This is a genomic window from Fusicatenibacter sp., from assembly GCF_977045365.1.
In genome coordinates, this window is the sequence record NZ_CDRRUH010000044.1 from 1 (window position 1) to 26,479 (window position 26,479).

Sequence of the window (26,479 nt, forward strand, 5' to 3'; positions counted from 1 at the left end):
CTCTGTTCAATAAGATTTTTACTAACCTGCCAGTCAGTAGTCTTATTGTACTCTGAGGTATTTTCAATTTTCAACATCCACATTTTTTATTATACAGGAAGCTCCTTTATCAAACAACAATGTGCCCAATTTTTCTATTCAAAGCATATATGAATCAACATATGCATAGAACCTAATGAAACAGCCTCACCCCTGAAAGTCCCAGTAGTGAGGCTGTACTCTTTTTCTTAATCTTTTTCTGCTAATTTCACTCTTTCACCATTTGTCAGTTCTGATGTGCTTACGACCATTGGCTCATCTACTTCCGATAAAAGTACCACAAAATCCGAATTCCTATTTGGAAAACATGTCACAGCTTTTTCTTCCAGGATATTTTCATATCCCCAGGCTCCCTTCTGACGCTTGATGTAATAGACACATGTTTTTCCAAAATCTCCTTCATGAATTGCCTGCCGCGTGATCACTTTTGGAAAAGTATCATCAGAAGTGATTTCGATTTTTCCCTCAACTGTTTCACCAATCGAATGCTTTTCATATAGATCTACAGTAAGCTCATACAAATCATCCTTTCGAATGACGGAACATACTTTTCCAACCAGAAGATCTCTGCCCTCCTGCAGCAAAGATTCTGGAACATTATCATACACACTGATATAGCCAATTGCCTGATCTTCTGCGCTCACCTCTAAATCAACAGGAAATTCATACTCGATGCTTCCTTCCTGCGCTTCTTCTGTCCAAACCAAAGGAAGGCTTTTGTTCTCTTCTTTGACAGATAAAAACGTTGCGCCGGTCAAAAATAAAAACCACAAAGCAATTAACCCTATACTTATTTTTTTGAATTTCATCGTACTCTCTTCCCCTCTACGCTTTCACACCGGACATACTGATTCCCTGTATCAAATAGTCCTGTCCCATTAAGAATATCAGCAAAACTGGTACCGCGTAAAAAACGGACGCTGCATAAAAGATATCCGGCTGTTCCTCTAAAATCTGGCAGAGATACACGGATAACGGCTGCTGGTACGGCTCCCGCAAAAAGATGACGGCCTGATCTACAATATTCCAATTGTCAATAAAAATCAGAATCAATGCTGCAGCAATGGCTGAATTCAAATTGGGCTTTACAATCGAACGATAAATTCTATATTCGCTGGCCCCGTCCAGTCTGGCTGCTTCTAATGTTTCCTGTGGAAAATCCTGTATCTGCTGACGAATCAGGAATACACCCAGCGGCTGGAACACTGCCGGGAGAATAATCGCCAATGGAGAATTTTGAATACCCAGCCAGTTTGCAACCAAATAGTTCGGCACCAGAGTCAGCTGCAGCGGCATAAGCATGACAATCATATAAAGATAAAACAAAATTTCCTTGTATTTCCACCTGCACTGCCAAAATCCGTATGCAGCAAGCGGTGCAAGAAAAAGCTGTCCAATCAAAACCGGGATGGTAATAATCAGAGAATTCCACATCATCCGTAAATACAAAGGTCTCTTAAGGAGCAGCGTAAGATACTCTTCTGGAACTTGTACTGATTTTCCGGCCACAAACATCAGCGGAATAACCGCCAAAACGACAGCACCCATACAGATCAGTTTTTCAAAAAAATTCGAATCTCTCTTTTTCATGAAATCACCCACAAATGCTCTTTACAAATAATCCAGGTTCCTCCTCTGGGCCCGATAGATGATCCCCAGAAAGATTCCCAGTATGATAAACATACACCATGCTGCCGCAGACAGCTTCTGCATATTAAGTGACAAAAACTGATTATTCATATAGTGCTGCAGCATATAGACATACGGTGATGGATAGGCCCCATACAGCATGTAGATCTCCTTAAAAACCTTAAAGGAATTCACAATCGACATTAACAACACAACTAACGTCGTTGGTTTTAACAAAACCCATGTAATATATTGAAATTCCTGCCAGCCTGTAGCTCCGTCCAGCTGACACTGCTCATGGTAGATCTGCGGAATCCAGTTTATCCCGGACCAGAAAAGAACGATTGAAAAACTGATATTTTTCCACAGATACATCAGAATAATAATCAAAACAGCCCATTTGGAATTCTCAACATCAAACATACTTTTTCCGAAAAGCTTTAAAATTCCATCCAGAAAGCCATTTCTCTCAAACAAATATTTCCAGAAAGCAATCACAGTTCCGGAAGGTACAATTAAGGGGATCAGGAGCAGGATAAGCAGAATTCTCCCTCTCTTCTGCTTCTCCAAAACCAGTACCAACAGCAACGCGATTGCCATTCCAAGCGGTATTGCAATCCCGCAAAAAATTCCGGTATTGCGAAGCGCTGAAAGGAATAACTCATTTTCGAATAACATTCTAAAGTTTCTCAGGCCAACCCATTCCTTGTTCATCATATTGTCAATTAAGGCAAAATACAGCGAAAGAAGAAATGGCACAATGTAAAAAGCCATGATTCCGATAAAACTTGGAAGGATAAAACACATATAAATAAAATTTCTTTTTTTCATTTCACATACCTGATTCCGTGGATTAAGAACCTCGTCTTATCTTATCAAACAATTTCTACTCTTTAACATAAAGCTCTGCTCTTTGCTGAAAAAGTTTCGCACATTCCTCTGGGGTGATTTTCTGCTCCATACATTCGTTTCGGATGTCAGTCAGAATGCTATCTAACTGTAAATCCCGAAAAGCTTTTGCAGAAACCTTTTCATTGTATGCTTCCCATTTTTCTGCTGTGTCGTCATCATTTTCCAATTGATATACAACAAGCTGCCGTGTATTTTCCTTGTTCAGCATACTGCCATAGGTAAAGAAATTTCTGTAATAAGAATCACTATTTGCATCTTCGAACTCAAATTGTTTCTGACCAATACAGAATTTGATAAATTCCCATGCAAGCGCTTTATCTTTGCAGCCTGAACTCATGGAAAAGTCCTCGCCAATCCTCCAGAAAGGAATCTTCCCATCCGTTGATTTCAGCAGAATCGGTTTTGTTGCAGTATCTGTTTCTTCAAACATTCCGCCCGGAGAACCTTCGAGTAAATTTGTAAATGTATTTAACAGGACACTCTTACCTGAAAAGCTTTTAATATCCGTAAATGCATGGGTCGCATAGGATGGTTGATATTGATACAGTTCCTGCATTTCTCTCAGAAAATCCACATAATTTTCTGAATCAAAATTTACTTCTTCCTTCTTCAAATAGGCTCTGTCCTCCGTCATCGGCAGAAACACGTAAATATTGTTTTGTACATCAATCGTAAAATCATCATCTGCAATTGGCTTGGCCTGCTCATATAACTCATATAAATCGTTGATATCCATTTCGTCCGAGACTTCATAATTCAATTCATCCGTTATGTTTCTATTCAACCGAAGCATAACATAGTAAAAACCTTCCGGAATTTGATACAGTTTTCCATCGACTTCTGCCGCTCTCAGGATATTATCGTAATAATCATCTCTGTTAAAATTCGGATCTGCATCAATATACTGATTTAAATCCTCAAAATAACCGCTGTCTTTCGTCTTGATTTCCGATGGTAAATACGTTGCATCATAAATGTCCGCCCGTTGATCCGATGCAAGTTCCGTAAGCAAGGTATTTAATCCTTCATTATACTGTTCATCCGTAACATCATTGTCAAAAACAACCCTTGTTTCAATTTTTACGCCTGGATGCTCCTTCATAAATAAATCAATCATATGCTGGGTCTGTGGCTCGATAAATAATGTCCCATAGGTAAGCGTTCCTTCCAAATCCGCTCCCTCTTCATAGACAGAGACATCATTTCTCGCATTTTTTTCATCTTGGGCCCCACTTTGTGTGCTTCCACAGGCGCCAAGCGTTGCTACACAGAGCATTCCAATTACCACGCAGGATATCTTTTTCCCATATTTTCCGAGTTTTTTCATAGGCACTTTTCCTTTCAATTTTTCTCACCGATTATATTTCTATATTTTATTATATACCCTCCCTTTCATTGACAACATGCTTATTTTTACCATATTTCCAGAATTATTTCTGTTGATTTTGCACATACCAAAAATGCCCGAACACTTTTTCTTTTTGAAAAATAGCATCCGGGCATATCTCCTAATATTATTGAACCACTTTATTTCACTCTCTTATAATTTTATCTTCTAAACTCTTTGCCTTCTTTCTCCTGTATTATCCCTAACATTTTTTCAAAAGACTGCTCAAATCCCTCAGCATCTGCCCCATCACCAGCCACAATTATTTCGCTAATTTGCCCAAATAAACATCCACAGGTTAACAGATACGAGGATTAGCTTTATAAGCTCCGTCAGATAGCACACGAAAATTCAGCGCATAATCTCTGTCCCCCATCTAACGGTGTTCCCGTGCTTTTATGCGAACACATCTGTAAACGGCGTAAATAACTTCTATCAGCAAGGTGATGGGGATGACTTGCTGAAACAGGCTTAGTACAGAGCCGCAGTTTAACAAGCTATATAGTTTGCTCATTTTTATTTGACCTCCGGCTCGCTTATGGATGTTCACGGATTTGAACGACTACCCATTCTCCGCTGTCATTTCTTTCTACTTTCCAAAAAGAGGGAATATTCCAACTTCCGTGAGCGATGCTTCCGTCGTGATTGAATGTTTCGGACGAGTAATAGACCCATATATAGCCCTCATCTTTCCCAAGATGAGCAGACCACAGTTCTAACGAATGTTCATTGAACGCCGTGTCACCATAGCTATCCGTATCAGTTGCAGACCGAGCGAGCAGACCGTATTTTTCTTCGTTTTCAACGCCTGTATGCTGCACATCATTGAACGCCTGATCCGCCAGACGCAAAACCGCTCGAGTTCTGACCACCGTGAGCAGAACTCAGCCATTGATGAAGCCCCGCAATCTCCGTGGAAATGTCTTTCTCCACAAACAGTATAGGACATTCATCAACCCCAGCACAGGCGCTAGGATGGAGAGCAAGCCGGCAGAAAGCCTCAGCAGGAACGAGAGCACGACCACAAGCAGGGTCAGCATCAACACAAAGGGAACGTCAAGAATTTTGAATATGATCCGTATAGGGCGGCCCTCTATATCACCGAAAATGAAAAATCATTTTCCAAAAAGTGATACTCAAAAAACATCAAAACGCCACCAAACACTTTTCCTTCGGCATTTTTGCCAAATTTCATCGTGTTTGGTGGCGTTTTAGCCTGTTTTATTTATTGATTTTGCACAAAAATCAATTATTTATTGTAGTTTACAATAGCTCCGAAATCTGGTTTCAGGGATGCTCCGCCTACCAGACCGCCGTCGATGTTCTCCTGTGCGAACAGTTCCGGTGCGGTTTTTGCGTTTACAGAGCCGCCGTACTGGATACGGATAGCTGCTGCTGTTGCATCATCATAGATTTCAGCGATGCACTCGCGGATGCCTTTGCAAACTTCCTCAGCCTGCTCGGTTGTAGCAGTTTTGCCGGTTCCGATTGCCCAGATTGGCTCGTAAGCGATAACGGCTGTTTTGGCCTGATCTGCTGTTACATTCAGGAATCCAACCTTTACCTGCTGACGGATGAAGTCCATCGTTACACCCTGCTCTCTCTGCTCCAGAGTTTCTCCGCAGCACATGATTGGGGTGATGCCGTGCTCGAAAGCTTTCAGCATTTTTTTGTTTACGGTCTCGCTGGTCTCTGCGAAGTATTCTCTTCTCTCAGAGTGGCCAAGAACAACGTATTTCACGCCAGCGTCTGTCAGCATAGCCGGGGAGATTTCGCCTGTGAAAGCACCTTTCTCCTCGAAATACATATTCTCAGCACCGATCTGGATGTTGGAGCCTTTTGCAGCCTCTACAACCGGGATGATGTCGATAGCCGGTACGCAGAAAACAACGTCAACGTCGTCATTTGCTACCAGTGGTTTTAATGTATTAACTAACTCTACTGCCTCGCTCGGAGTCATGTTCATTTTCCAGTTTCCGGCGATAATTTTCTTTCTTGCCATGATCGTTTGATCTCCTTAATTTTGAATTAAATCTTATTTATCGTTTGCTGCTGCAACGCCCGGCAGTTCTTTTCCTTCCAGGAACTCCAGGGAAGCGCCGCCACCAGTGGAGATATGAGTCATCTTATCGCCATATCCAAGCTGGTTTACAGCTGCTGCGGAATCTCCGCCGCCGATGATCGTAACTGCATCTGTTTCAGCCAGTGCTGCTGCAACTGCTTTGGTTCCTGCTGCAAAATTCGGCATCTCGAAGCATCCCATCGGTCCGTTCCATACAACGGTTTTAGCAGTTTTAACAGCGTCAGCGAACAGTTTTGCAGTTTCCGGTCCGATATCCAGACCTTCCCAGCCATCCGGAATCTGTCCGGCCGGAACAACCTGTGTATTTGCGTCGTTTGAAAATGCATCTGCAACAACGTTGTCTACCGGAAGAAGCAGTTTCACGCCTTTTGCTGCTGCTTTTTCTTTCATTTTGTTTGCATAATCCAGATAATCCATCTCAAGCAGAGAATCACCAACGGTGCCGCCTGCTGCTTTTGCGAAGGTATAAGCCATACCACCGCCGATGATCAGGACATCAACTTTATCGATCAGGTTGTCGATAACAGAAATCTTGCTGGATACTTTGGATCCGCCAAGGATGGCAACAAACGGACGCTCCGGATTGTTGACAGCATTTCCAAGAAATGCGATCTCTTTCTCCATCAGGTAACCAACAACAGCAGTGTCAACATATTTGGTAACACCAACATTGGAGCAATGAGCACGGTGTGCGGTTCCGAATGCATCGTTTACGAATACGTCACACAGGGAAGCCAGTTCTTTGCTGAACTCCTCACCGTTTTTGGTCTCTTCTGCACGATAACGGGTGTTCTCCAGAAGGATTACATCTCCGTCTTTCATAGCCTCAACAGCTGCTTTTGCGTTCGGTCCTACAACCTCAGGATCTGCTGCAAATTTAACTTCCTGTCCGAGAAGCTCGGAAAGGCGAACTGCAACCGGTGCAAGAGAAAGCTCTGGTTTTGGTTCTCCTTTCGGTTTTCCAAGATGAGAGCAGAGAATTACTTTGCCGCCGTCAGCGATCAGTTTTTTGATTGTCGGAAGAGCAGCTACCAGACGGTTCTCATCTGTGATTTTTCCATCGATCAGCGGAACGTTGAAGTCGCATCTTACAAGGACTCTTTTTCCTTTTACATTGATATCATCTACGGTTTTTTTGTTTAACATGGGCGTTTCCCTCCATATATCCAACTGCATCTGCCGCGCCGTTTCTTTGTTTTTGCGGCATCGCGGTCCTTATTTAAAAATGCAGTTTATAATTTTTGCACACGGAAAAGGGCTGTTTTTGTGCCGTGTTTTTCCGCCGCATTCGCAAAAAGGGCCCGGTCCTTAACAGACCGGACCCTTTGGGCTCTGAAATTTTGCCGTTCAGTTTGTTAAATTATGCTAACTCGCTGAAGTATTTGATGGTACGAACCATCTGGCTTGTGTAGGAGTTCTCGTTATCATACCAAGAAACAACCTGTACCTCTGTTGTTCCGTTGTCCAGCGGAAGAACCATGGTCTGAGTTGCATCGAACAGAGAACCATATCTCATACCAACGATGTCGCTGGATACGATTTCATCTGTGTTGTATCCGAAGGACTCGGTTGCAGATGCTTTCATTTTTGCGTTGATCTCGTCAACAGTTACAGTTCCTTCTACAACTGCTGTAAGGATTGTGGTAGAACCGGTTGGGGTTGGAACACGCTGTGCAGAACCGATCAGTTTGCCGTTCAGTTCCGGAATAACAAGGCCGATTGCTTTTGCAGCACCGGTGCTGTTTGGAACGATGTTAACTGCAGCTGCACGGGATCTTCTCAGATCGCCTTTTCTCTGCGGTCCGTCCAGAGTCATCTGATCTCCAGTGTAAGCATGGATAGTAACCATGATACCGGATTTGATCGGAGCCAGTTCGTTCAGAGCTTTTGCCATAGGTGCAAGGCAGTTTGTGGTGCAGGATGCAGCGGAGATGATGTTATCGTCTGCTGTCAGGGTCTCATGGTTTACATTGTAAACGATGGTCGGAAGGTCGTTACCAGCCGGAGCGGAGATAACTACTTTACGAGCGCCTGCATTGATGTGTGCCTGAGCTTTTGCTTTGGAGGTGTAGAATCCGGAGCACTCCAGAACTACGTCTACGCCAAGCTCTCCCCACGGGCAGTTGTTAGCATCCGGGAAAGCATAGATTTTGATGTTTTTGCCATCTACTGTGATGGAATCTTCATCAGATGTTACGGTATCAGCCAGAGCATATTTTCCCTGAGAAGAGTCATATTTTAACAGATGAGCTAACATCTTCGGGGATGTTAAATCGTTGATTGCTACTACTTCATAACCTTCTGCTCCAAACATCTGTCTGAATGCAAGACGTCCGATACGGCCAAAACCATTGATTGCTACTTTTACTGCCATGATTTTCAATTCCTCCTAAAAAAGTGAATTTTAATTTTGAGTCTCTGTACTTTGTTAAAGAAACATCAACCTTATTTGTATAATACCTAATTTCGTCGGAAAATTCAAGTTCTATTTTGAAGAAAATACGAAATTATTTCTAAAATTTGTGAAGAAGCCGGATGCCAATCAGTATTTCTGCAAAAATTTGAAAGATCCGTCTATTGCAGAAAAAGCCGGAATCCAGCCTTTCTGGGGCTTTTTTCCGGCTTTTCCTGCACGTTTTCTATTGGATCGGCAGATATTCCGGCTTTTTCTCTTTAAACCGCACGTAGTACCGGAATCCGGCTTCCTGTGCGATAGCTGCCGCGTCCGCGAAATGAAACGCAATATGCTCCGGTTTGTGGGCATCGGCACCGAAGGTGATCTTTTCACCGCCCAGTTCCCGGTATCTTTTGATGACATCCAGCGTCGGGTTCGGCACGCCAAGGCCTGCCTTGTAGCCGCCGGTGTTGATTTCCAGCGCGATATCGTACTGAATCAGCTCTTTTAAAATAGCATCGATCTCGTCCGCAAATGCGCGGTAACTGTAATCTTTTCCCTTTTCTCTGCCGTAGCGCACCACATAGTCCAGATGACCGAGTGTCTGGAAATTATGGAAGGAGCGGATATTTTCTGCTGTAGCCTGAAAATACGCCCGATACAGCTCTTCTGCTGTCCAGCCTGGGAAAGCATCCTCATAATAGGGATCTTTTCCGTCAATGACATGCATGGAACCGATCACATAGTCGAACGGCCACGCATTCACGTACTCTTCCATCCGTTCTTTTAAGTGGAGCTGCAGTCCCAGTTCCACGCCAAATCGGATGTCGATTCTGTCGCGGTATTTTTTCTGCAGTTCCTGGATTTTTGCCGCATATGCCGGCGTATCAAGCTGAAACTCGCCGGTACTGTAATCCATATCGTAATGATCCGTCAGGCAGATTGCCGGAAGTCCCAGCTCGACTGCCCGTTTTACCATTTCTTCTGTTGGTGCTTCGCTGTCACTCGAAAAGAAACTGTGCATATGACAGTCCGCTATTTTCATCTTTCGGCCTCCGTAATCGTTCCGCCTCCGCCGACGCAGCCGTCCACGTAGAAGACAACAGCCTGTCCCGGTGTCGGAGCACGCACGCCGTCCGGGAAGGTACAGGTAATTTCATCTTCCCCAGTCCGTTTGATCACGCACGGGGAGCCTTTGTGGCCGTACCGGATTTTTGCGGTGCAGGAGAGCTCTTCTCCAAGTTCCAGCGGCGGAATTGCCATATAGTTTACTTTGTTTGCTTTTACTACTTTTGCGAAAACCTCTTCATTTTCGCCGACCACAACCTCGTTCGTCTCCGGACGGATTTCCAGCACGAACACGCGGTGTCCCATCGGAAGGCCGAGTCCGCGGCGCTGTCCTACGGTGTAATGGGTAATGCCCTCATGGGTGCCGAGGATTTCACCCTTTGTATTCACGAAATCGCCTTTCGGTGCCACGATTCCCGTCTCGTTCTGGATAAAGGAAGCGTAGTCCTGATCCGGCACGAAACAGATTTCCTGGGAATCCTTCTTTTTTGCCACCGGAAGACCGATTTCGGCCGCGATCTCACGGATCTGGTCTTTCGTGTAATCTCCGACCGGCATCAGCGTATGCGAAAGCTGCTCCTGGGTCAGGTTGTACAGCGCATACGTCTGGTCTTTCGCCGCCGTTACGGAATTTGCAATCGCATACCGTCCATTGGCAAGCTGTTCAATTCTTGCGTAATGACCGGTTGCAATGTAGTCCGCTCCGATCGAAAGACTCCGCTGCAGCAGTGCTTCCCATTTCACGTAGCGGTTGCAGGCGATACACGGGTTCGGTGTTCTGCCGCAGAGATATTCGTTCGTGAAATAGTCCATGACGTTCTCACGGAACTCTTTTTTAAAGTTCATGACATAATAGGGAATGTCCAGCACCTGTGCCACGCGCCTTGCATCATCAACAGCAGAAAGGCCGCAACAGCCCCCGTTTTCCTCCTGGACTGTCTCGGCCTCATCCTGCCAGATCTGCATGGTCACCCCGATGACATCGTATCCCGCTTTTTTCAGCAGATACGCTGCCACCGAGGAATCTACGCCGCCGGACATTCCAACGACTACTTTCTTTTTTCCCATACTTAGTATTCTTCCTCTTCCTCGCCCTCGCTGATATCAGACTTCGGTTTTGCAAGACCTTCGATCTTGATGCCGTGTTTCTCTGCGTAATCCCAGAGTGCAGCGTGGATTGCTTCTTCTGCAAGCAGAGAACAGTGAACTTTGACCGGCGGAAGTCCGTCGAGTGCTTCCATAACGGCTTTGTTGGTTACTTCCAGAGCTTCCTGAATGGTTTTTCCTTTTACCAGCTCGGTTGCCATACTGCTGGTTGCAACAGCAGCGCCGCAGCCGAAGGTTTTAAATTTGCAGTCCTGAATGATGCCGTTGTCGTCGATGTCGAGATACATTCTCATGATATCGCCGCATTTTGCATTTCCAACGGTGCCTACACCGCTTGCGTTCTCAATTTCTCCTACATTTCTCGGATGCTGGAAATGATCCATTACTTTTTCACTGTACATTGTTATTCTTCCTCCTGAACTATTTCAAAGCAGTCCTCCTCCGGCACAGCTTTTACCTGAATTTTTCTGTACCGGCTTTGTGGATGGACTGTCTTATTTTCTAAAGCTTATTTACCCTGCTGTTTTTTGATGTAATCCTCATACAGCGGGGACATGCTGCGCAGACGGTCTACAATTGCTTTGATCTGCTCTACAACGAAATCAACGTCCTCTTTTGTGATCTCTTCACTTAAGGTAAGACGTAAGGATCCGTGCGCTTTTTCGTGCGGCAGTCCGATAGCCAGCAGTACATGGGACGGATCAAGAGATCCGGAAGTACATGCGGAACCACTGGATGCACAGATGCCTTTCATATCCAGCATAATCAGAAGAGATTCTCCCTCGATGAACTCAAAACTGATATTGCAGTTATTCGGCAGACGTTTCACCGGATCTCCGTTCAGACGACAGTTCGGAATCTCGGTCAAAATACGGTTGATCAGATAATCACGTACTTCGATTTCTTTTGCAGTACGCTCTGCCATGGTTCTTGCCGCGCGCTCTGCCGCAACTCCGTATCCTACGATGCCCGGTACATTTTCTGTTCCGGCACGGCGTTTTCTTTCCTGCGCACCGCCGTGTACGAAAGAACGGATTTTCACACCCTTTCGGATGTAGAGGAATCCGATTCCTTTTGGTCCGTTGATCTTATGACCGCTGGAGCTGAGCATATCGATATTGCATTCATCCACATTGATCGGGATCTGACCGAATGCCTGTACGGCATCTGTGTGGAATAAAATATTGTGTTCTTTTGCGATTCTTCCGATCTCTTTGATCGGCTGGATCGTTCCGATTTCGTTGTTTGCCGCCATAACGGAAATCAGAATGGTCTCCGGTGTGATGGCTGCTTCAAGTTCATCCAGATTGACAACGCCGTTCTCATCGACGCCGATGTAGGTAATTTTCGCACCGCGCTCTTTTTCCAGATACTCACAGGTGTGAAGAATCGCATGATGCTCGATTTTTGTGGTGATGATGTGGTTTCCTTTATTTTTATATGCTTCAAAGGTAGCTTTTAACGCCCAGTTATCGGACTCGCTGCCGCCGGCTGTAAAATAAATTTCCTCCGGTTTTGCGCCGAGCACGTTTGCGATCTGCTCTCTTCCTTTGGTGATGGCTTCTTTGCTTTTTCCTGCAATCGCATAAATACTGGATGGATTTCCGTAGTATTCGCTGAAATAAGGAAGCATAGCCTCGACAACTTCCGGGGCTGTTTTTGTTGTTGCCGCATTGTCCAGATAAATCATTGTTGTTCACTCCTTGTCATTTCTATCGCTGTTTCTGTTTTTCTCTAATTGCCGGCTCTGCTGAACCAGCTCTCCGAGGCTGATGGAATCCACAGCGTTCGTAATTCCCTCATTGATCCTCTGCCACACAAAACGCGTGACGCAGAAATCGGCCGCATCGCAGCCGCCCAGGCCTTCATTGACCGAGCACGTGACTGCCTCGAGTCCGCCCTCCAGCACACGGAGAACATCTCCTACCGAAATGGAATCTGCCGGTTTTGCAAGTACATAACCACCGCCTGCTCCCCGCACACTCTCAATGAATCCGGCTTTTCGAAGCGGACGCACCAGCTGCTCCAGATAGCTCTCTGAGATATTCTGGCGTTCTGAAATGCTGGCAATGGACACTGCACCCTCTTCTTCGTGACTCGCCAGATCGATCATGGCACGCAGACCATATCTTCCTTTGGTCGATAATTTCATTCCTGGTTCTCCTTTTTCCTGTGCTGTCGTTTTCTAATTCCGACAGTTTTAATCGGATTTATTTCTCACTCAGAATAGCACCGATCACGGGGTTCTGTCAAGGAGTTTTTTCGCATATTTTAGACTATCTGCGCAATGCCGTGAAAGGAGTCTATCCCATGCTGAAAATCACAAGAAAGAACACGCTTCTTCTTGGCACACTGATCCTGACCGCGTCCGGGATCATCTGCAGAATTCTTGGATTTCTCTATAGAATATTCCTGTCGCGCCGGATCGGTGCGGAGGCCTTTGGTATCTACCAGCTCGCCACACCACTCTACGCACTGATGCTCTCCCTTGGCGCAGGCGGCATGCAGACGGTGCTCTCGCGCTTTGTGGCATCGTACCTTGCCAAAAAGGATTCCAGACGGGCAAAGATCTGTCTGGCGGCCGGATGCGGCATTGTAGTGATACTTTCCTTCTCCGCCTCCGTCTTTCTCTTTTTCAGCGCGGATTTTATCGGAACACGGCTTCTTTTTGAGCCGCGGACGATTCTGCTCCTCCGGATTTTATCACTCGGCATTCTCCCCTCCGGGATCCACAACTGTCTCTCGGCATGGTATCTTGGCCAGAATCAGACGGCACTGCCTTCTTTTTGTCAGCTCTTGGAACAGTTCGTGCGCATGGGTGCTTCCTACCTTGCCTGGCTTTTCTGTCTTTCCACAAGCCTCCCCTCTGCCGCTGTCGCTGCATTCGGTACTGCCGCCGGCGAACTCTTTTCGTGTCTCTTTCTGATGGTCTGCCTGTCCGTCTCTCACAGCAGGTCCCATCAGAAACACCGCCCGATTTCTGTTTTTTTCAAAGAAAAGACACTCTGGTACGATGCCTTCCGAGAACTTGCCATTTTGAATCTTCCGCTTACGCTGAACCGTATTCTTCTGAATGTCCTCCACAGTATTGAAAGTGCTCTGCTCCCCGGCTGTCTGGTCACCTCCGGTCTTTCCCGGAAAGCAGCGCTCTCGCAGTATGGCATTCTCACCGGTATGGCACTTCCGATGATCTTTTTTCCATCTGCCATTACCCACGCGGTGTCCGTCATGCTTCTGCCCGGCGTAGCAAAACAGCAGGCCGACGGTACGCCGGAGCAGATATCAGACACGATCCGTTATACGATTTCTTTCTGTGTGCTGCTTGGCACTTCCGCTGTTTTTGCCTTTTTCTTTTTCGGTCCGTGGCTTGGACGTTTCCTTTTTCAAAACGAAGAAGTCGGCGTTTTTCTGCGTATCCTTTCATTTTTAAGTCCTTTTCTCTATCTGGAAACGACACTTGGAAGCATTTTAAACGGCCTTGGAAAAACTTCTCTCGTTTTTTTCCAGAACCTTGCCGGAGATGTAATTCGTATTCTTGCAATTCTTTTCCTCGTCCCGGTTTTCGGCATCCGTGGCTATCTCTATGGTATTCTTGCAAGTGAACTTACCATTATGACAATGGCACTTTTGTTCCTGCATCGGGAATCTGCAAACGGATTTGCTGTTCATTGATACCTTTTTTCTATCTTTTTTAAGAGAAACAGAATTTTCGCCGAAAAAACATCGACAATCTTCGCGTTATGTATTATAATTTATAGATAGTTTGCGACGGGGCACACAAGAACACTCCTCTGTCCGCAGCTAGAAAAGAAGTGCATCTAAGATAAAGGAGAACGAAAATGAGCCTTGAATTTGTAAGAAAACTTCCCACCCCAACAGAGATCCGGGAACAATATCCCTTAAGCGCCCGCGCAACCGAAATCAAAAAACAGCGTGACGCTGAAATCGCAAAAGTCTTTACCGGGGATTCCGATAAATTTCTTGTTATCGTAGGACCTTGCTCCGCAGACAACGAAGACGCTGTTCTGGAGTACAACCACCGTCTGGCAAAGGTTGCCGACAAAGTATCCGACAAACTGATCATCATCCCGCGTGTCTATACCAACAAACCGCGTACCACAGGTGAAGGCTACAAAGGTATCGTTCATCAGCCGGACCCGGAAGGAAAACCGGACCTGCTGCACGGACTGATCGCCATGCGTAAAATGCACATGCGCGTTGTCGAGGAGACCGATCTGACTTCTGCAGATGAAATGCTGTATCCGTCCAACTGGAGCTATCTGTCCGATATCCTCTCCTACGTTGCTGTCGGCGCGCGTTCCGTAGAAAACCAGGAGCACCGCCTGACCGTTTCCGGTATCGACATTCCGGCCGGCATGAAAAACCCGACCAGCGGTGACCTTTCCGTTATGATCAACTCCGTCATCGCCGCACAGGGCTCCCACTCCTTTATTTACCGTACCTGGGAAGTAAAGACAAGCGGAAACCCGCTGGCACACACCATTCTCCGCGGTGCGACCAACAAACACGGAAATTCCGTGCCGAACTATCATTACGAAGACATTCAGCTTCTGCTGGAGAAATACAACGAGACACACCTCGTAAACCCGGCTACCATCATCGACGCCAACCATTCCAACTCCGGAAAGAAATACGAGCAGCAGATCCGTATCGTCAAAGACGTTCTGCATACCAGACGATGCAATAAAGACATCGAAGGTCTCGTAAAAGGTGTCATGATTGAGAGCTATCTGGAGCCAGGCAACCAGAAAATCGGATGCGGAACCCATGTTTATGGAAAATCCATCACCGACCCGTGCCTTGGCTGGGATCAGACCGAGCGCCTGATTTATGATATCGCTGAGGAGTGCTGAAACTTCTCCTCTGTCATAAAAACGCATATAAAAGAAACCTCCGCCGCAGATTTTTTACCGTTCTGCGGCGGAGGTTTCTTTTTGTCTGATTTGTTTATCTTCTCGGATGCGCTTTCTGATACACATCGCGGATCTTATTGACCCCAAGATGGAGATATATCTGCGTTGTCGAGATATCGGCATGTCCCATCATTTCCTGGACGCTCTTTAAGTCCGCACCGTTCTGCAGCAGATGCGTTGCGAACGAATGGCGCAGCGTATGCGGTGTAATATCCGCGGTGATGCCTGCAGATTTTGCATAGCATTTCAGGATTTTCCAGAAGCCCTGGCGGCTCATCGGCCCGCCGGAACAGTTGACGAACAGCACATCGTCCTCCCGTCCGTGCATCAGAGCTGCGCGCGCACCGCCCAGGTACTGCTCCAGTGCTTTTTTTGCTGGTCCGCCGAACGGCACAATCCGCTCCTGCTCATCGCGGCAGGTAATGTAGCCCATCATCAGGTTCACATTCTGGATTTTTAAATGGATCAGCTCGCTGACGCGGATGCCGGTCGCATAAAGCATTTCCAGCATTGCCTTATCGCGGATGCCTTTTGGTGTGTCGGTCTTTGGCTGGCGGAGCAGCAGATCCACCTCTGCGATGGATAAGATCTCCGGCATTTTCCGTTCCACTTTGGGCGGCTGCAGTACCTTCGACGGATCCGATGATATTTTTCCCTCCCGGCATGCATACTGGCAGAACATGTGGATCGCCGCAATGCTGCGTGAGATCGTCGCCGGGGAGAACTGCTCCCGCTCCAGATATAATAAATAGGAATTTAAAACCGTCGCATTGATCTGCTCCGGTTTTTCGATTCCGTGTTCTTTCAAAAAAGCTGCCAGCTTTCGAAGATCGCGCTGGTAGGAATCTTCTGTATTTTTCGATGCTTTCTTTTCTGTCTGTAGATAGTCCATAAACGACTGTATCGTTTCCTGCATAGCTTTTTTCCTTTTGTTTCTTTTTCTCTCCCTTTTCGCTGCCCCGCAACCGGTAACAGCGCTTTTCTATTATATACACGTTTCTTTGAAAATGCAATTCCCTTTTCCTGTCCGTCTTACAGGATTTTTGAAAGGAACCACGGGTTGACGTAGCTTTCGAGCAGAATGCCCCATAGGAGCAGAATCAGTGCAAAAAAGTAACGGACACCGAAGCGGAAATACTCTTTTTTCTGCATGCCTCCGGCCAGGTGATTCGTCTCTGTCATCTGGCTGCATGCGGCCGCCATCAGAAACAGTGCGGCAAGGTAGAGAAAGATCTGCGGAAAGAGGGCGAGGAAAAAGAACAGAAGGCCTGCGATGCCGTTCTGCAGATAGGCGGCCGAAAGAAAAACGCCGCACAGAAAGCCGTACGCCAATACGGCAGCCGCAGAAAAATATGCACCGAGCGCGGTAAGGCCAAAGAGAAGCCCCGCCGCTGCCGGCGCCAGCCGTACCTTCAGAAGATAGGAAAAGCAGGCCTTTGCGGATGTCTTTCTTCCAAGAAACGCTTCCGCCTGGAAAAGGCGGACGGTATTCCCCTCTTTCATTCCCGTGCGGGATGCCGCAAGCAGAAGCAGGACACCAATGGCCATGCCGGCCGCAAACCAGAGGGCAAAAAAGCGGATATATGCGTTCTCGTCTCGTTCTCCCATTCGTTTCTTCCGCCCCCTCTTTTTCTGCCTTACTGTCAGTGTATGCGAGGCCCCCGGATGATATGTGTGAAGGCCTCCACGTAAAAAGAAGTGCCGGATCCGCGGACCCCCATCCGCGAATGGCACTTCTTTTTGTTTTTCAGGATCCCCCCAATGTCTCACGCACCGGAAATTCTGTCAATTTCAAACCCTGATATTTGTATTTCCCCATAAGATGTTTGTATCACATCATGCTTTTTTGCTTATTTTTTATTTTACAGTAAGGTAGGTATCCAGATCATCAAACTGGTCAAGGTAGCTCACAGCACCCTCGTACATGTTGGACTGCAGGATAATGTTTACTGTGTTGTAGATGCAGCGTTTCAGCTCTGCCATGGTCAGTGTTCCGTCGGCAAGCTCTTTCTTAATATTCTCATGATCCTCCGGCAGACCTGGCATTACCATGTCGTTTCCGGCTCTCATGCAGCCTGCTGCGGTGCACTCGCCCTGAATCTGTACATTTGTGGTGGTCCAGTCGGTCATGATCGCACCTGCGAATCCCCACTCGTCTCTTGCTGCTTTGGTGCAGGTATCGTAGCAGTTTGCAGCGTGTACGCCGTTGATCAGGTTGTAGGATGTCATGATGGACATCGGCTGTGCATCTTTGACTGCGATCTCGAAGCCTTTCAGATAGATCTCACGCAGCGCACGCTCGGACAGGATGGAATCGGAACCCATACGGTTGTCCTCCTGGTTGTTGCATGCGAAGTGTTTGATCGTGGTTCCGCAGCCCGGTACTTTCTGTACACCAAGTGTCATTGCGCCTGCCATCATGCCGGCCAGCAGCGGATCCTCGGAATAATACTCGAAGTTTCTTCCGCAGAGCGGATTTCTGTGGATGTTCATGCCAGGTGCCAGCCACAGTGTTACGTTGAACAGCTCCATCTCATGGCCGATCATCTCGCCGACTCTCTTGATCAGTTCTACATCCCAGCTCTGTGCCAGAAGTGTTCCGACCGGGATTGCGGTACAGAACTGATAATAGGTTGTTCCGCGTTTTTCCTGCGACTCACTGAAGAAACCGCCCTCCAGGGCAGCCAGGAAATCGCTCGCTACGATCTCGCCGTTGTCTACCTGGTATTCTCTCTTCAAACGAAGGCCTGCAGGTCCGTCGACCAGAGCAATTGTGGTTACATTCCACGGCTCCTCCGAAGCGCATGGGGATGTTTCTGCTGCCGCACCCGGAACAGAAATTCCTGCGGAGCCAAGCGCATTGCCCTGTGCTCTTCCCGGATCACCGGTTGCAAGGAGTGCCAGCTGATCCACAGAAAGTGATTCCACAATCTTTCCCGCTTTTCCGGGAAGCTCTTCCGGTACCGGCTGGTAATCTACTTTCTCGGTCGGGATCTCAGATGCTTTGAGCTCGATCACGCTCATTCTCTTTTCTCTTACTTCGTTCTGCCATGCAGCTTCTCTTGCCTGTACTTTTTCTGCATCAGGGGAAATCTCGTTTAATTCCTCTTTCAGCGGGCAGATATTCTCGCATGCTGTCATAACTGCCTTCTCATCCAGTTCCAGAGCGCCGGAGAGAACGGAAGTATTCAGATCGTTTCCAACCCAGATACCGTACATGCCCGGCTCCAGAATCCAGGATGCGCTTTCCTCCTCATAGGAAGTCAGCTGATACAGCGGGAAGGTGATGGTCATCGTCTGGGATTCCTTCGGAGCCAGCAGTTTTGTTTTTCCAAAGCCTGCCAGACGGCGGAACTCTTTCACCAGTCTGCCCTGCGGGCAGGAAGCGTAGATCTGTACAACTTCTTTTCCTGCATAAGTATCGCCGGTGTTGGTGACGGTAACAGTCACGCTTACTTTCGGATTCATCATGCCGCGGCCGCTTACTTTGATGTCATCGGTTCTGATCTCGAAATCGGTGTAGGACATACCATAACCGAAGGAGTAACGGACTGGTACTTCAAAGGTATCGAAGTAACGGTATCCAACGAAGATACCCTCTTCGTATTTTTCTTTCATGAGGTCGCCGCTCTTGTAGCTGTAAACCTCTGCACCCGGATAATCATAGTAATCTTTTGCCCAGGTATCTGCCATTTTTCCGGATGGGGTTACATCGCCGCTTACAACATCAGCAAATGCATTTCCGCCTTCCTGGCCTGCCTGTACGTACTGTAAAATAGAGCGGATATTGTCAAATTCTTCTACGAATGCCAGATCCATCAGGCCGCCGGTGTTGATAACAAGAACAACGTTTTTATAGCATCTGGAAACCTGTGCCAGAATAGCTTTCTCTTCTTTGGAGATGAAGTAGTCACCCTCCGTATCAAAACGGTCTTTGTTCTCTCCTGCGATACGTGCCAGAACGAAGAATGCGGTGTCTGCACCGTCGGCTGCTGCTTTCTCTTCATCGATCGGGTTTCCGGATGGCATAAAGAACGGGGTTGCAGAGTAAGCATCAAAGAATTTTGTGTCGTCTCCGTTCAATTTTGTGAAAATCTCATTTTTCCAGTCCAGTCTTGCCTGTACGTAGAGTTTATCGTAATCCTCCAGCCATTCACTGCTTGTTACGTCGTAGCCTGCATTTTTCATGCCCTGGAAAATATTGACGCTGTCACGCTCATTGACATCGCCGGACCCGGTGCCTCCTTTGATGGTGCGGATCGCACCTGCTCCGTAAAGACCTACCTTGCTGCCCTTTGCCAGCGGCAGGAAATGATCTTTGTTTTCCAGAAGAACGAATCCCTCTGCTGCTGCCTCGCGGGCAAGTTTGCGGTGATCTGTTTCACGCTGGGTTACTTCCGGAGATGTAGTTCCGTTAAAGGTTCTTACCTTTGCTTTCATGTCTTTGTTCCTCCCAAACTCTGTTTCGTGCTAATGTCTCCATTATCTTCCCTTTTTCGTGTAATTTCTAGTTCCTTTCTTGTCCTTTCTCTGGTTGATATTGATATTTCGCCCAATTTCTGGTACAATATTCTTATCTTTTTTGATTATAATTGACGTATATTTCTATCACATCTTGGAGGTACTTATGGAATCCTGCTTTTACGAAACAATACACGAAACCGATCTGCTGCACGTCCGTTTTGAGCTGCAGGATGCGCCCGCTTTTGTTTTTCCGGCGCACTGGCACGAATATGTGGAAATTCTCTATCTGATCAGGGGACAGTTTTCTGCGATTGTCCAGGCAACGGAGTATCAGTTAAACGAGGGCGATCTGATTATCATCAACTCCGGCGACCTCCATATGACGCGCTCCAACACCTGTACATATCTTCTGCTGCAGATTTCCGCAAGCCAGATGCGCCAGTATCTGCCGGACTTTGATACGATGCGTTTCGACACGATCATTCCCTGCTCGGAACAGTCGGCTCCGCTCCGCGCACTGCTCTCGGAGATGAACGAGATCCGGCAGAATCCTTCCGATTCATACCAGCTTCTCTTTACCTCACGACTGTACGAATTTCTGTACCATCTCTGCCGGTCGTATTCCCACCAGATCCCTTCGGCATCCCTCACGGGTTCACAGCGCGATCTGCAGCGCGTGACACACGTTATGAACTGGGTGAAAGTGCATTACCCGGAACCGTTAAGCCTCGAAACAGCCGCGGATTCCCTGGCGCTCTCGAAGGAGTATTTCTGCCGTCTCTTTAAAAAGTATACCGGGCAGACTTTTCTCGAATATCTGAACGATGTGCGTACCATGCATCTGTACGAAGATTTACAAAATTCGGACGAAACGATCACGGTGCTGATGGAGAAAAACGGACTGTCCAATTACAAAATCTTCATGCGGACTTTCAAAAAGCTATACGGCTCCACGCCGCAGAAAATGCGCTCGAACCGCATACGCCACGTATAGAGATCCTCCTTTATTAGCGGATCTTTTTCAAAACTGATACATACTGAAAAGGCTGTGGAACACGATTTCTCATGTCCACAGCCTCTTTTTGATTTCGTTATTAAATTGTTTCGTAGAAAGTCTTTTATTTCGCGTAATCCGTTACACGGCTCTCGCGGATAACATTGACCTTGATCTGTCCCGGGTATTCCAGTTCAGCTTCGATCTGTTTCGAGATATCCCTTGCGAGCAGTACCATTTCAGAATCGGATACCTGCTCAGGAACAACCATGATGCGGACTTCTCTACCAGCCTGAATAGCAAAAGATTTTTCGACACCCTTGAACGAATTCGTGATGTCTTCCAACTGTTTTAATCTGTTGGTATATGTTTCGAGTGTTTCTCTTCTTGCACCCGGTCTTGCTGCGGAAATTGCATCCGCCGCCTGAACGATACATGCAATCAGAGACTGGGGCTCTACATCCCCGTGATGTGATTCTACTGTGTTGATCACAATCTGAGATTCTTTGTACTTTTTGCAGAGATCTGCACCGATCTGGATGTGAGATCCTTCTACCTCATGGTCGATGGATTTGCCGATATCATGAAGCAGTCCGGCACGTTTTGCCATGCGGACATCGCATCCTACCTCTCCTGCGAGGAGACCGGAAAGCTGTGCTACCTCGATCGAATGCTTTAATGCATTCTGTCCGTAGCTGGAACGGAATTTCATTCTTCCAAGGAGACGGATCAGCTCCGGATGAAGTCCGTGTACACCGACTTCCAGTGCGGCTGCCTCGCCTTCCTCGCGGATATTCTGTTCTACTTCTTTGCGGGCCTTTTCTACCATCTCTTCGATGCGGGCCGGATGGATTCTTCCGTCTACGATCAGTTTTTCCAGAGCAATTCTTGCCACCTCACGGCGGATCGGATCGAATGAGGAAAGAACGACTGCTTCCGGTGTATCATCGATGATCAGGTCAACGCCTGTCATGGTTTCGAGTGTACGGATGTTTCGTCCTTCACGGCCGATGATGCGGCCTTTCATTTCATCGCTCGGAAGCTGTACCACGGAGATGGTACTCTCAGATACGTGATCGACAGCACATTTCTGAATAGCTGTTACCACATACTCTTTTGCCTTACGGCCTGCTTCCTCTTTTGCTCTGCTCTCCAGCTCTTTGTAGAGCTTTGCTGTGTCGATTTTTACTTCGTCTTCCACAGATTTTAACAGATACTCTTTTGCTTCCTCGGAGGTAAAACCGGAAATTCTTTCCAGTTCCTGTACTCCTTTTTCGTGTAGACCGTCTACTTCCTTTTCTTTCTTTCTGACGCTTGCCTCTTTTGCTGCAATTTCGTTTTCACGACGCTCCAATACGTCCGCTTTTTTGTCCACAGATTCTTCTTTGGATAAAACGCGCTTCTCATATTTCTGCAGTTCCGCTCTGCGCTCTCGGGTCTCTTTTTCTACTTCATTCTTCGTACGAAGAGACTCCTCCTTCGCCTCCAGCAGGGCTTCCCGTTTCTTAGTTTCGGCAGTTTTCAGTGCTTCATCTATGATGTTTCTCGCCTTTTCTTCCGCTGTGCCAATCTTCTCAGCATCCTGCTTGATTTTATTGTCCACAGCAATTTTCCTGGTAACAGGAACCGCAATAAGCAGCGTGACTACTACAGCAATGAATACCAGCAGAATTGTAATACCTGTACCCATTACCGGAGCACCTCCTTATTTAGTTTTCATTGCACATTTACAACACTACAATTTTATACTGTTTTCACAAATTTGTCAATGTTTTAAAAATATTCATGTATTTTATTGCACATAATTTCGCGGCACGTGGCGGAATCGCCGGGAATATTCAGAATTCTTCGTCAGCGGAATCCTGGTATTCTTCCAGTGCCCGACGGATTTCGGAACTGCCGAATCCTTTCCGCATCAGAAAACCGGCGGCACGGCGGTACTCTTTTTCATCCAGCCGGTGCGGCGTACCGAGCTTTGCAAAGGCGGCACTTTTTGCAAGTTCATACTCATCGCGGGCATCCTCCTGCTCTTCCAGGACGGATTCCACCAGTTCCCGGTCCACGCCTTTCTGTGCCAGTGCATAGAAGACTGCCTTTTTCCCTTTTTTCGCACCGCTGCCCGCAAGATACTGCTCCACGTATGCGCGGTCGTCGATATAGTGAAAGCTCTCCACGTACGAGACAGCCTCTTCAATGGCTCTCTCGGGATAGCCGTCTTTTCGTAACTTATCTTCCAGCTCTTTTTTCGTCCGCATCTGTCCGAGCAGCAGATACATCGCGCGGTGCTTCGCCCGTTTCGTCAGCACTTCCCCCGCGAGCTTTTCGTAAACCTCGTCGGGCAGCTCCTCCTGCTCTCTGATGCGGGAAGCGCGGATTTCCCCGTTATAAAGAACCAGATCCTCTCCGTCATCGAAGAGGATCCGTGATTTCTTTTTATTCAGAGGACGAATCTCTGTCACAAACATTTATTCGTCGTCTCCTTCGGTTTCCGGAACTGCTGCTGTTTCTTCTGTGCCTTCCGGCGCTTCTTCCTTGATCAGGCCGTAAGCCACGCGCACTTTGTGCTCGATCTCATCCATGATTTCCGGATGCTCGCGCAGGTATGCTTTCGCATTTTCGCGTCCCTGGCCGATCTTGTCGCCGCCGTATGCGAACCATGCGCCGCTCTTCTGTACGATGCCGACGGAAGCTGCCAGATCCAGAACGTCTCCTTCTTTGGAGATTCCTTTTCCGAACATGATATCAAATTCTGCCTCGCGGAACGGCGGCGCCACTTTGTTTTTCACGACTTTGATTCTGGTACGGTTTCCGACCATCTCTCCGCCCTGCTTTAAGGCTTCGATTCTTCTGACATCGAGACGGATGGAAGAATAGAATTTCAGTGCACGGCCGCCGGTTGTGGTCTCCGGATTTCCGAACATGACACCGACTTTTTCACGCAGCTGGTTGATAAAGATAACAATACAATTGGATTTGCTGATCGCTGCAGTCAGTTTCCGAAGTGCCTGAGACATCAGACGCGCCTGCAGTCCGACGTGGGAATCTCCCATGTCGCCGTCGATCTCGGCTTTTGGAACGAGGGCTGCAACAGAGTCCACGATGATGATGTCTACCGCACCGGAACGAACCATCGTCTCGGTGATCTCAAGTGCCTGCTCGCCGTTGTCCGGCTGTGAGATGTAGAGGTTTTCAATATCAACACCGATGTTTTTGGCATAGGCCGGATCGAGCGCATGCTCTGCATCGATGAAGCCGGCGATTCCGCCGCGTTTCTGTACTTCGGCTACCATGTGGAGCGCTACGGTTGTTTTACCGGAAGACTCCGGTCCATATACCTCGATGATTCGTCCCTTCGGCACACCGCCAAGACCGAGTGCGATATCCAGGCTTAATGAACCGGTCGGGATGGTTTCCACGTTCATGTTGGCTGCGGAATCCCCGAGCTTCATGACAGCTCCTTTTCCGTACTGTTTTTCAATCTGTCCAAGTGCGGCATCGAGTGCGCGCAGTTTATCTTCGTTATTATTTCCCATACTGAATTTTCTCCTTACTATACGAACGTCCGTTCGCTTCTGTATTCATACTATTACAAATCTGCTTTGTTGTCAACTGTTTTTCTTTTTTTCCTGTGTCTTTTTTCAGCCCCCAAATCCTCTGCACCGGAGCTGCTTCGAATATATCCTTATGCACAAGTGTAGCATATTCCACTCTCCTGCCGCAACCCAAAAATACTGCAAAAAAATCCCGAAACGGCTTTTCTTTCCTCTTCTGCCATTTCGGGATTTTTTTCTTATTTTTCAGAATGCAGACCAGCTTATCCGATCAGCCAGTTGTACATTTCCTCGTACTGTTTTGCGGAATTCGCCCAGGAGAAATCCTGTGCCATTGCGCGGTCGATCATCTTGTTCCACTCGCGTTTTTTGTCGTAATAGATGCGCTCTGCGTACCGCACGGTACCCATCATCTCATGCGCATTGTAGTTTGTGAAGCTGAATCCAGTTCCTGTTCCCTCGTACTCATTGTACGGCTCTACGGTGTCTTTGAGGCCGCCGGTCTCGCGGACGATCGGAAGGGTTCCGTAGCGGAGACTCATGAGCTGTGAGAGTCCGCATGGCTCAAACAGGGACGGCATCAGGAAGGCATCGCAGGATGCATAGATCTTGTGTGACATTGCATCGGAATAGTAGATGTTTGCAGAAACCTTCTTGTCGTATTTCCATGCGAAGTGGCGGAACATGTTCTCGTAGCGCTCCTCGCCGGTTCCAAGGATCACAAACTGTACGGCATCCTGGCACATCTCATCCATCATATAGCTGATGAGGTCGAAGCCCTTCTGATCGGTCAGACGGGATACGATACCGATCATCATCGTCTTCGGATTGACCTCGAGTCCTAACTCCTCCTGCAGTGCCAGTTTATTTTTCACTTTCTCTTTACGGAAGTTCTTTGCATTGAAATTCTTTGCAATCTGAGCGTCTGTCTCCGGGTTCCACTCATTGTAGTCGAGTCCGTTTACAATACCGCGCAGATCGTTTGCTCTTGCACACATCAGACCGTCGAGTCCTTCGCCATAGAACGGGGTCTGAATCTCCTGCGCGTATGTATTGCTGACGGTGGTGATCGCATCTGCGTAAACCAGACCGCCCTTCAAGTAGCTTGCATCGTGTTTGAACTCCAGCTTATCCGGTGTGAAGTAGTAGTCGGAAAGGCCGGTAATGCTCTGAATCGTCTTGCGGTCCCAGATGCCCTGGAATTTCAGGTTGTGGATCGTCATGACGGTTTTGATTCCCCGATAGAATTCATCTGCCTGGAAACGCTCGTGCAGGTAAACCGGAACGAGACCGGTCTGCCAGTCGTGGCAGTGGATGAGGTCCGGGCGGAAGCCGATGGTCGGTAAAATGGAAAGCGCTGCTTTGCTGAAGTAAGCAAATTTTTCCAGATCCCATGGCATGCCCGCATATGGAGTGCTTCCTCCGAAATGCTCCTCATTGTCGATAAAGTAGAATTTGATGCCTTCATATTCCATCTCGAAAATGCCGACATACTGCTGTCTCCAGTTCAGATCCATGTAGAAGTTTGTCACATACTGCATCTGATTTTTAAACTGCTCTTTGATTCCTGCGTATTTTGGAATCACCACGCGCACATCAAAATACTCTTTCGGGAAGTATTTCGGCAGAGAACCTGCTACATCCGCCAGACCGCCTGTTTTGATGAACGGTACACACTCTGAAGCCACGAACAAAATATTTTTCATGAAAAGAATCCTCCTGTAATTTCATGCTGATTATCGCATCTTTGTTTTTCTGTAATTCCTTCCTTTTTGTCACGATCCTATGAAACGCGAAAGGATAATCAACGTCCTGTCTGTATTATACCGTACTTTGTCCAGAAAAAAAAGTCTAAACTTCTGTAATTTCTCCGTTTGTTCGGATTTTTTTGTTACTTTTTACTGATTTTTCAGTTC

The 26,479-nt window shown here is 47.2% G+C and carries 23 protein-coding genes; 3 read left to right on the forward strand and 20 right to left on the reverse strand.

What is annotated here, in order from left to right:
* Positions 1 to 227: 227 nt before the first annotated feature.
* From ACY2VW_RS10110 to ACY2VW_RS10170, 13 genes are all read right to left on the reverse strand, one after another.
* Positions 228 to 848, reverse strand: a complete 621-nt coding sequence (locus tag ACY2VW_RS10110; RefSeq protein ID WP_461877981.1) for a hypothetical protein — start codon at positions 846 to 848, stop codon at positions 228 to 230.
* A 16-nt stretch (positions 849 to 864) separates the two neighbouring features.
* A complete protein-coding gene (locus tag ACY2VW_RS10115) occupies positions 865 to 1,641 on the reverse strand; it encodes a carbohydrate ABC transporter permease (RefSeq protein ID WP_461877982.1) in 777 nt (258 codons plus the stop codon).
* Positions 1,642 to 1,650: 9 nt separating this feature from the next.
* Positions 1,651 to 2,499 (reverse strand): carbohydrate ABC transporter permease, encoded by an 849-nt coding sequence (locus ACY2VW_RS10120; protein ID WP_461877983.1) that lies wholly within the window; start codon positions 2,497 to 2,499, stop codon positions 1,651 to 1,653.
* A gap of 55 nt (positions 2,500 to 2,554) precedes the next feature.
* The gene (locus ACY2VW_RS10125; RefSeq protein ID WP_461877984.1) at positions 2,555 to 3,907 is read right to left on the reverse strand and encodes an ABC transporter substrate-binding protein; all 1,353 of its coding nucleotides are present in this window, start codon (positions 3,905 to 3,907) and stop codon (positions 2,555 to 2,557) included.
* Positions 3,908 to 4,503: 596 nt separating this feature from the next.
* Positions 4,504 to 4,839, reverse strand: coding sequence for a hypothetical protein (locus tag ACY2VW_RS10130; RefSeq protein ID WP_461877985.1), 336 nt, complete (start codon positions 4,837 to 4,839; stop codon positions 4,504 to 4,506).
* 377 nt (positions 4,840 to 5,216) lie between these two features.
* A complete protein-coding gene (gene tpiA, locus ACY2VW_RS10135) occupies positions 5,217 to 5,969 on the reverse strand; it encodes a triose-phosphate isomerase (protein ID WP_022463322.1) in 753 nt (250 codons plus the stop codon).
* A 33-nt stretch (positions 5,970 to 6,002) separates the two neighbouring features.
* Positions 6,003 to 7,196: a phosphoglycerate kinase gene (locus ACY2VW_RS10140; protein WP_022463323.1), complete on the reverse strand. Its 1,194-nt coding sequence runs from the start codon at positions 7,194 to 7,196 to the stop codon at positions 6,003 to 6,005.
* 214 nt (positions 7,197 to 7,410) lie between these two features.
* Positions 7,411 to 8,424, reverse strand: a complete 1,014-nt coding sequence (gene gap / locus ACY2VW_RS10145) for a type I glyceraldehyde-3-phosphate dehydrogenase (RefSeq protein ID WP_022463324.1) — start codon at positions 8,422 to 8,424, stop codon at positions 7,411 to 7,413.
* Positions 8,425 to 8,689: 265 nt separating this feature from the next.
* Positions 8,690 to 9,490, reverse strand: a complete 801-nt coding sequence (locus ACY2VW_RS10150) for a histidinol-phosphatase HisJ family protein (RefSeq protein ID WP_461877986.1) — start codon at positions 9,488 to 9,490, stop codon at positions 8,690 to 8,692.
* Positions 9,487 to 10,581: a tRNA 2-thiouridine(34) synthase MnmA gene (gene mnmA / locus ACY2VW_RS10155; protein ID WP_461877987.1), complete on the reverse strand. Its 1,095-nt coding sequence runs from the start codon at positions 10,579 to 10,581 to the stop codon at positions 9,487 to 9,489. Before mnmA ends, ACY2VW_RS10150 begins: the two co-directional genes overlap by 4 nt.
* A 2-nt stretch (positions 10,582 to 10,583) precedes the next feature.
* On the reverse strand, positions 10,584 to 11,021 hold the full coding sequence (gene nifU / locus ACY2VW_RS10160) for a Fe-S cluster assembly scaffold protein NifU (protein WP_118699896.1): 438 nt from the start codon (positions 11,019 to 11,021) through the stop codon (positions 10,584 to 10,586).
* A 107-nt stretch (positions 11,022 to 11,128) separates the two neighbouring features.
* A complete protein-coding gene (gene nifS, locus ACY2VW_RS10165) occupies positions 11,129 to 12,310 on the reverse strand; it encodes a cysteine desulfurase NifS (protein ID WP_022463328.1) in 1,182 nt (393 codons plus the stop codon).
* A gap of 6 nt (positions 12,311 to 12,316) precedes the next feature.
* Entirely contained in the window at positions 12,317 to 12,772 is a 456-nt protein-coding gene (locus ACY2VW_RS10170) for an RrF2 family transcriptional regulator (RefSeq protein WP_022463329.1), read from the reverse strand.
* Between the two features lie 158 nt (positions 12,773 to 12,930).
* On the opposite strand from ACY2VW_RS10170, the gene ACY2VW_RS10175 reads away from it, so the two are divergent.
* Both ACY2VW_RS10175 and ACY2VW_RS10180 read left to right on the forward strand, forming a co-directional pair.
* Positions 12,931 to 14,292, forward strand: a complete 1,362-nt coding sequence (locus ACY2VW_RS10175) for an oligosaccharide flippase family protein (protein ID WP_461877988.1) — start codon at positions 12,931 to 12,933, stop codon at positions 14,290 to 14,292.
* A 167-nt stretch (positions 14,293 to 14,459) separates the two neighbouring features.
* Positions 14,460 to 15,494 carry a 3-deoxy-7-phosphoheptulonate synthase gene (locus ACY2VW_RS10180; RefSeq protein WP_173827859.1) on the forward strand — a complete coding sequence of 345 codons (1,035 nt, stop codon included), beginning with the start codon at positions 14,460 to 14,462 and terminating at the stop codon, positions 15,492 to 15,494.
* Between the two features lie 94 nt (positions 15,495 to 15,588).
* Here ACY2VW_RS10180 and xerD read toward each other — a convergent pair whose 3' ends face one another.
* The 3 genes from xerD to ACY2VW_RS10195 all read right to left on the reverse strand — a co-directional run bounded on the left by xerD (position 15,589) and on the right by ACY2VW_RS10195 (position 19,994).
* Positions 15,589 to 16,470, reverse strand: coding sequence for a site-specific tyrosine recombinase XerD (gene xerD, locus ACY2VW_RS10185; RefSeq protein WP_461877989.1), 882 nt, complete (start codon positions 16,468 to 16,470; stop codon positions 15,589 to 15,591).
* A gap of 116 nt (positions 16,471 to 16,586) precedes the next feature.
* Complete coding sequence (locus tag ACY2VW_RS10190) at positions 16,587 to 17,162, reverse strand: stage II sporulation protein M (protein ID WP_461877990.1); 576 nt, start codon at positions 17,160 to 17,162, stop codon at positions 16,587 to 16,589.
* A gap of 249 nt (positions 17,163 to 17,411) precedes the next feature.
* Entirely contained in the window at positions 17,412 to 19,994 is a 2,583-nt protein-coding gene (locus ACY2VW_RS10195; protein WP_461877991.1) for a glycoside hydrolase family 3 protein, read from the reverse strand.
* A 187-nt stretch (positions 19,995 to 20,181) separates the two neighbouring features.
* Here ACY2VW_RS10195 and ACY2VW_RS10200 point away from each other — a divergent pair, with 187 nt between their 5' ends.
* Positions 20,182 to 21,012: an AraC family transcriptional regulator gene (locus tag ACY2VW_RS10200; protein ID WP_461877992.1), complete on the forward strand. Its 831-nt coding sequence runs from the start codon at positions 20,182 to 20,184 to the stop codon at positions 21,010 to 21,012.
* 124 nt (positions 21,013 to 21,136) lie between these two features.
* Here the strand turns inward: ACY2VW_RS10200 and rny are convergent, their stop codons facing one another.
* From rny to glgA, 4 genes are all read right to left on the reverse strand, one after another.
* Entirely contained in the window at positions 21,137 to 22,702 is a 1,566-nt protein-coding gene (gene rny, locus ACY2VW_RS10205) for a ribonuclease Y (protein WP_022463336.1), read from the reverse strand.
* A 148-nt stretch (positions 22,703 to 22,850) separates the two neighbouring features.
* A complete protein-coding gene (locus tag ACY2VW_RS10210; protein ID WP_461877993.1) occupies positions 22,851 to 23,477 on the reverse strand; it encodes a regulatory protein RecX in 627 nt (208 codons plus the stop codon).
* Positions 23,478 to 24,545, reverse strand: coding sequence for a recombinase RecA (gene recA, locus ACY2VW_RS10215; protein WP_022463338.1), 1,068 nt, complete (start codon positions 24,543 to 24,545; stop codon positions 23,478 to 23,480). It lies immediately after the preceding gene.
* 281 nt (positions 24,546 to 24,826) lie between these two features.
* Entirely contained in the window at positions 24,827 to 26,269 is a 1,443-nt protein-coding gene (glgA, locus tag ACY2VW_RS10220) for a glycogen synthase GlgA (protein WP_195531232.1), read from the reverse strand.
* Between the last annotated feature and the right edge of the window lie 210 nt (positions 26,270 to 26,479).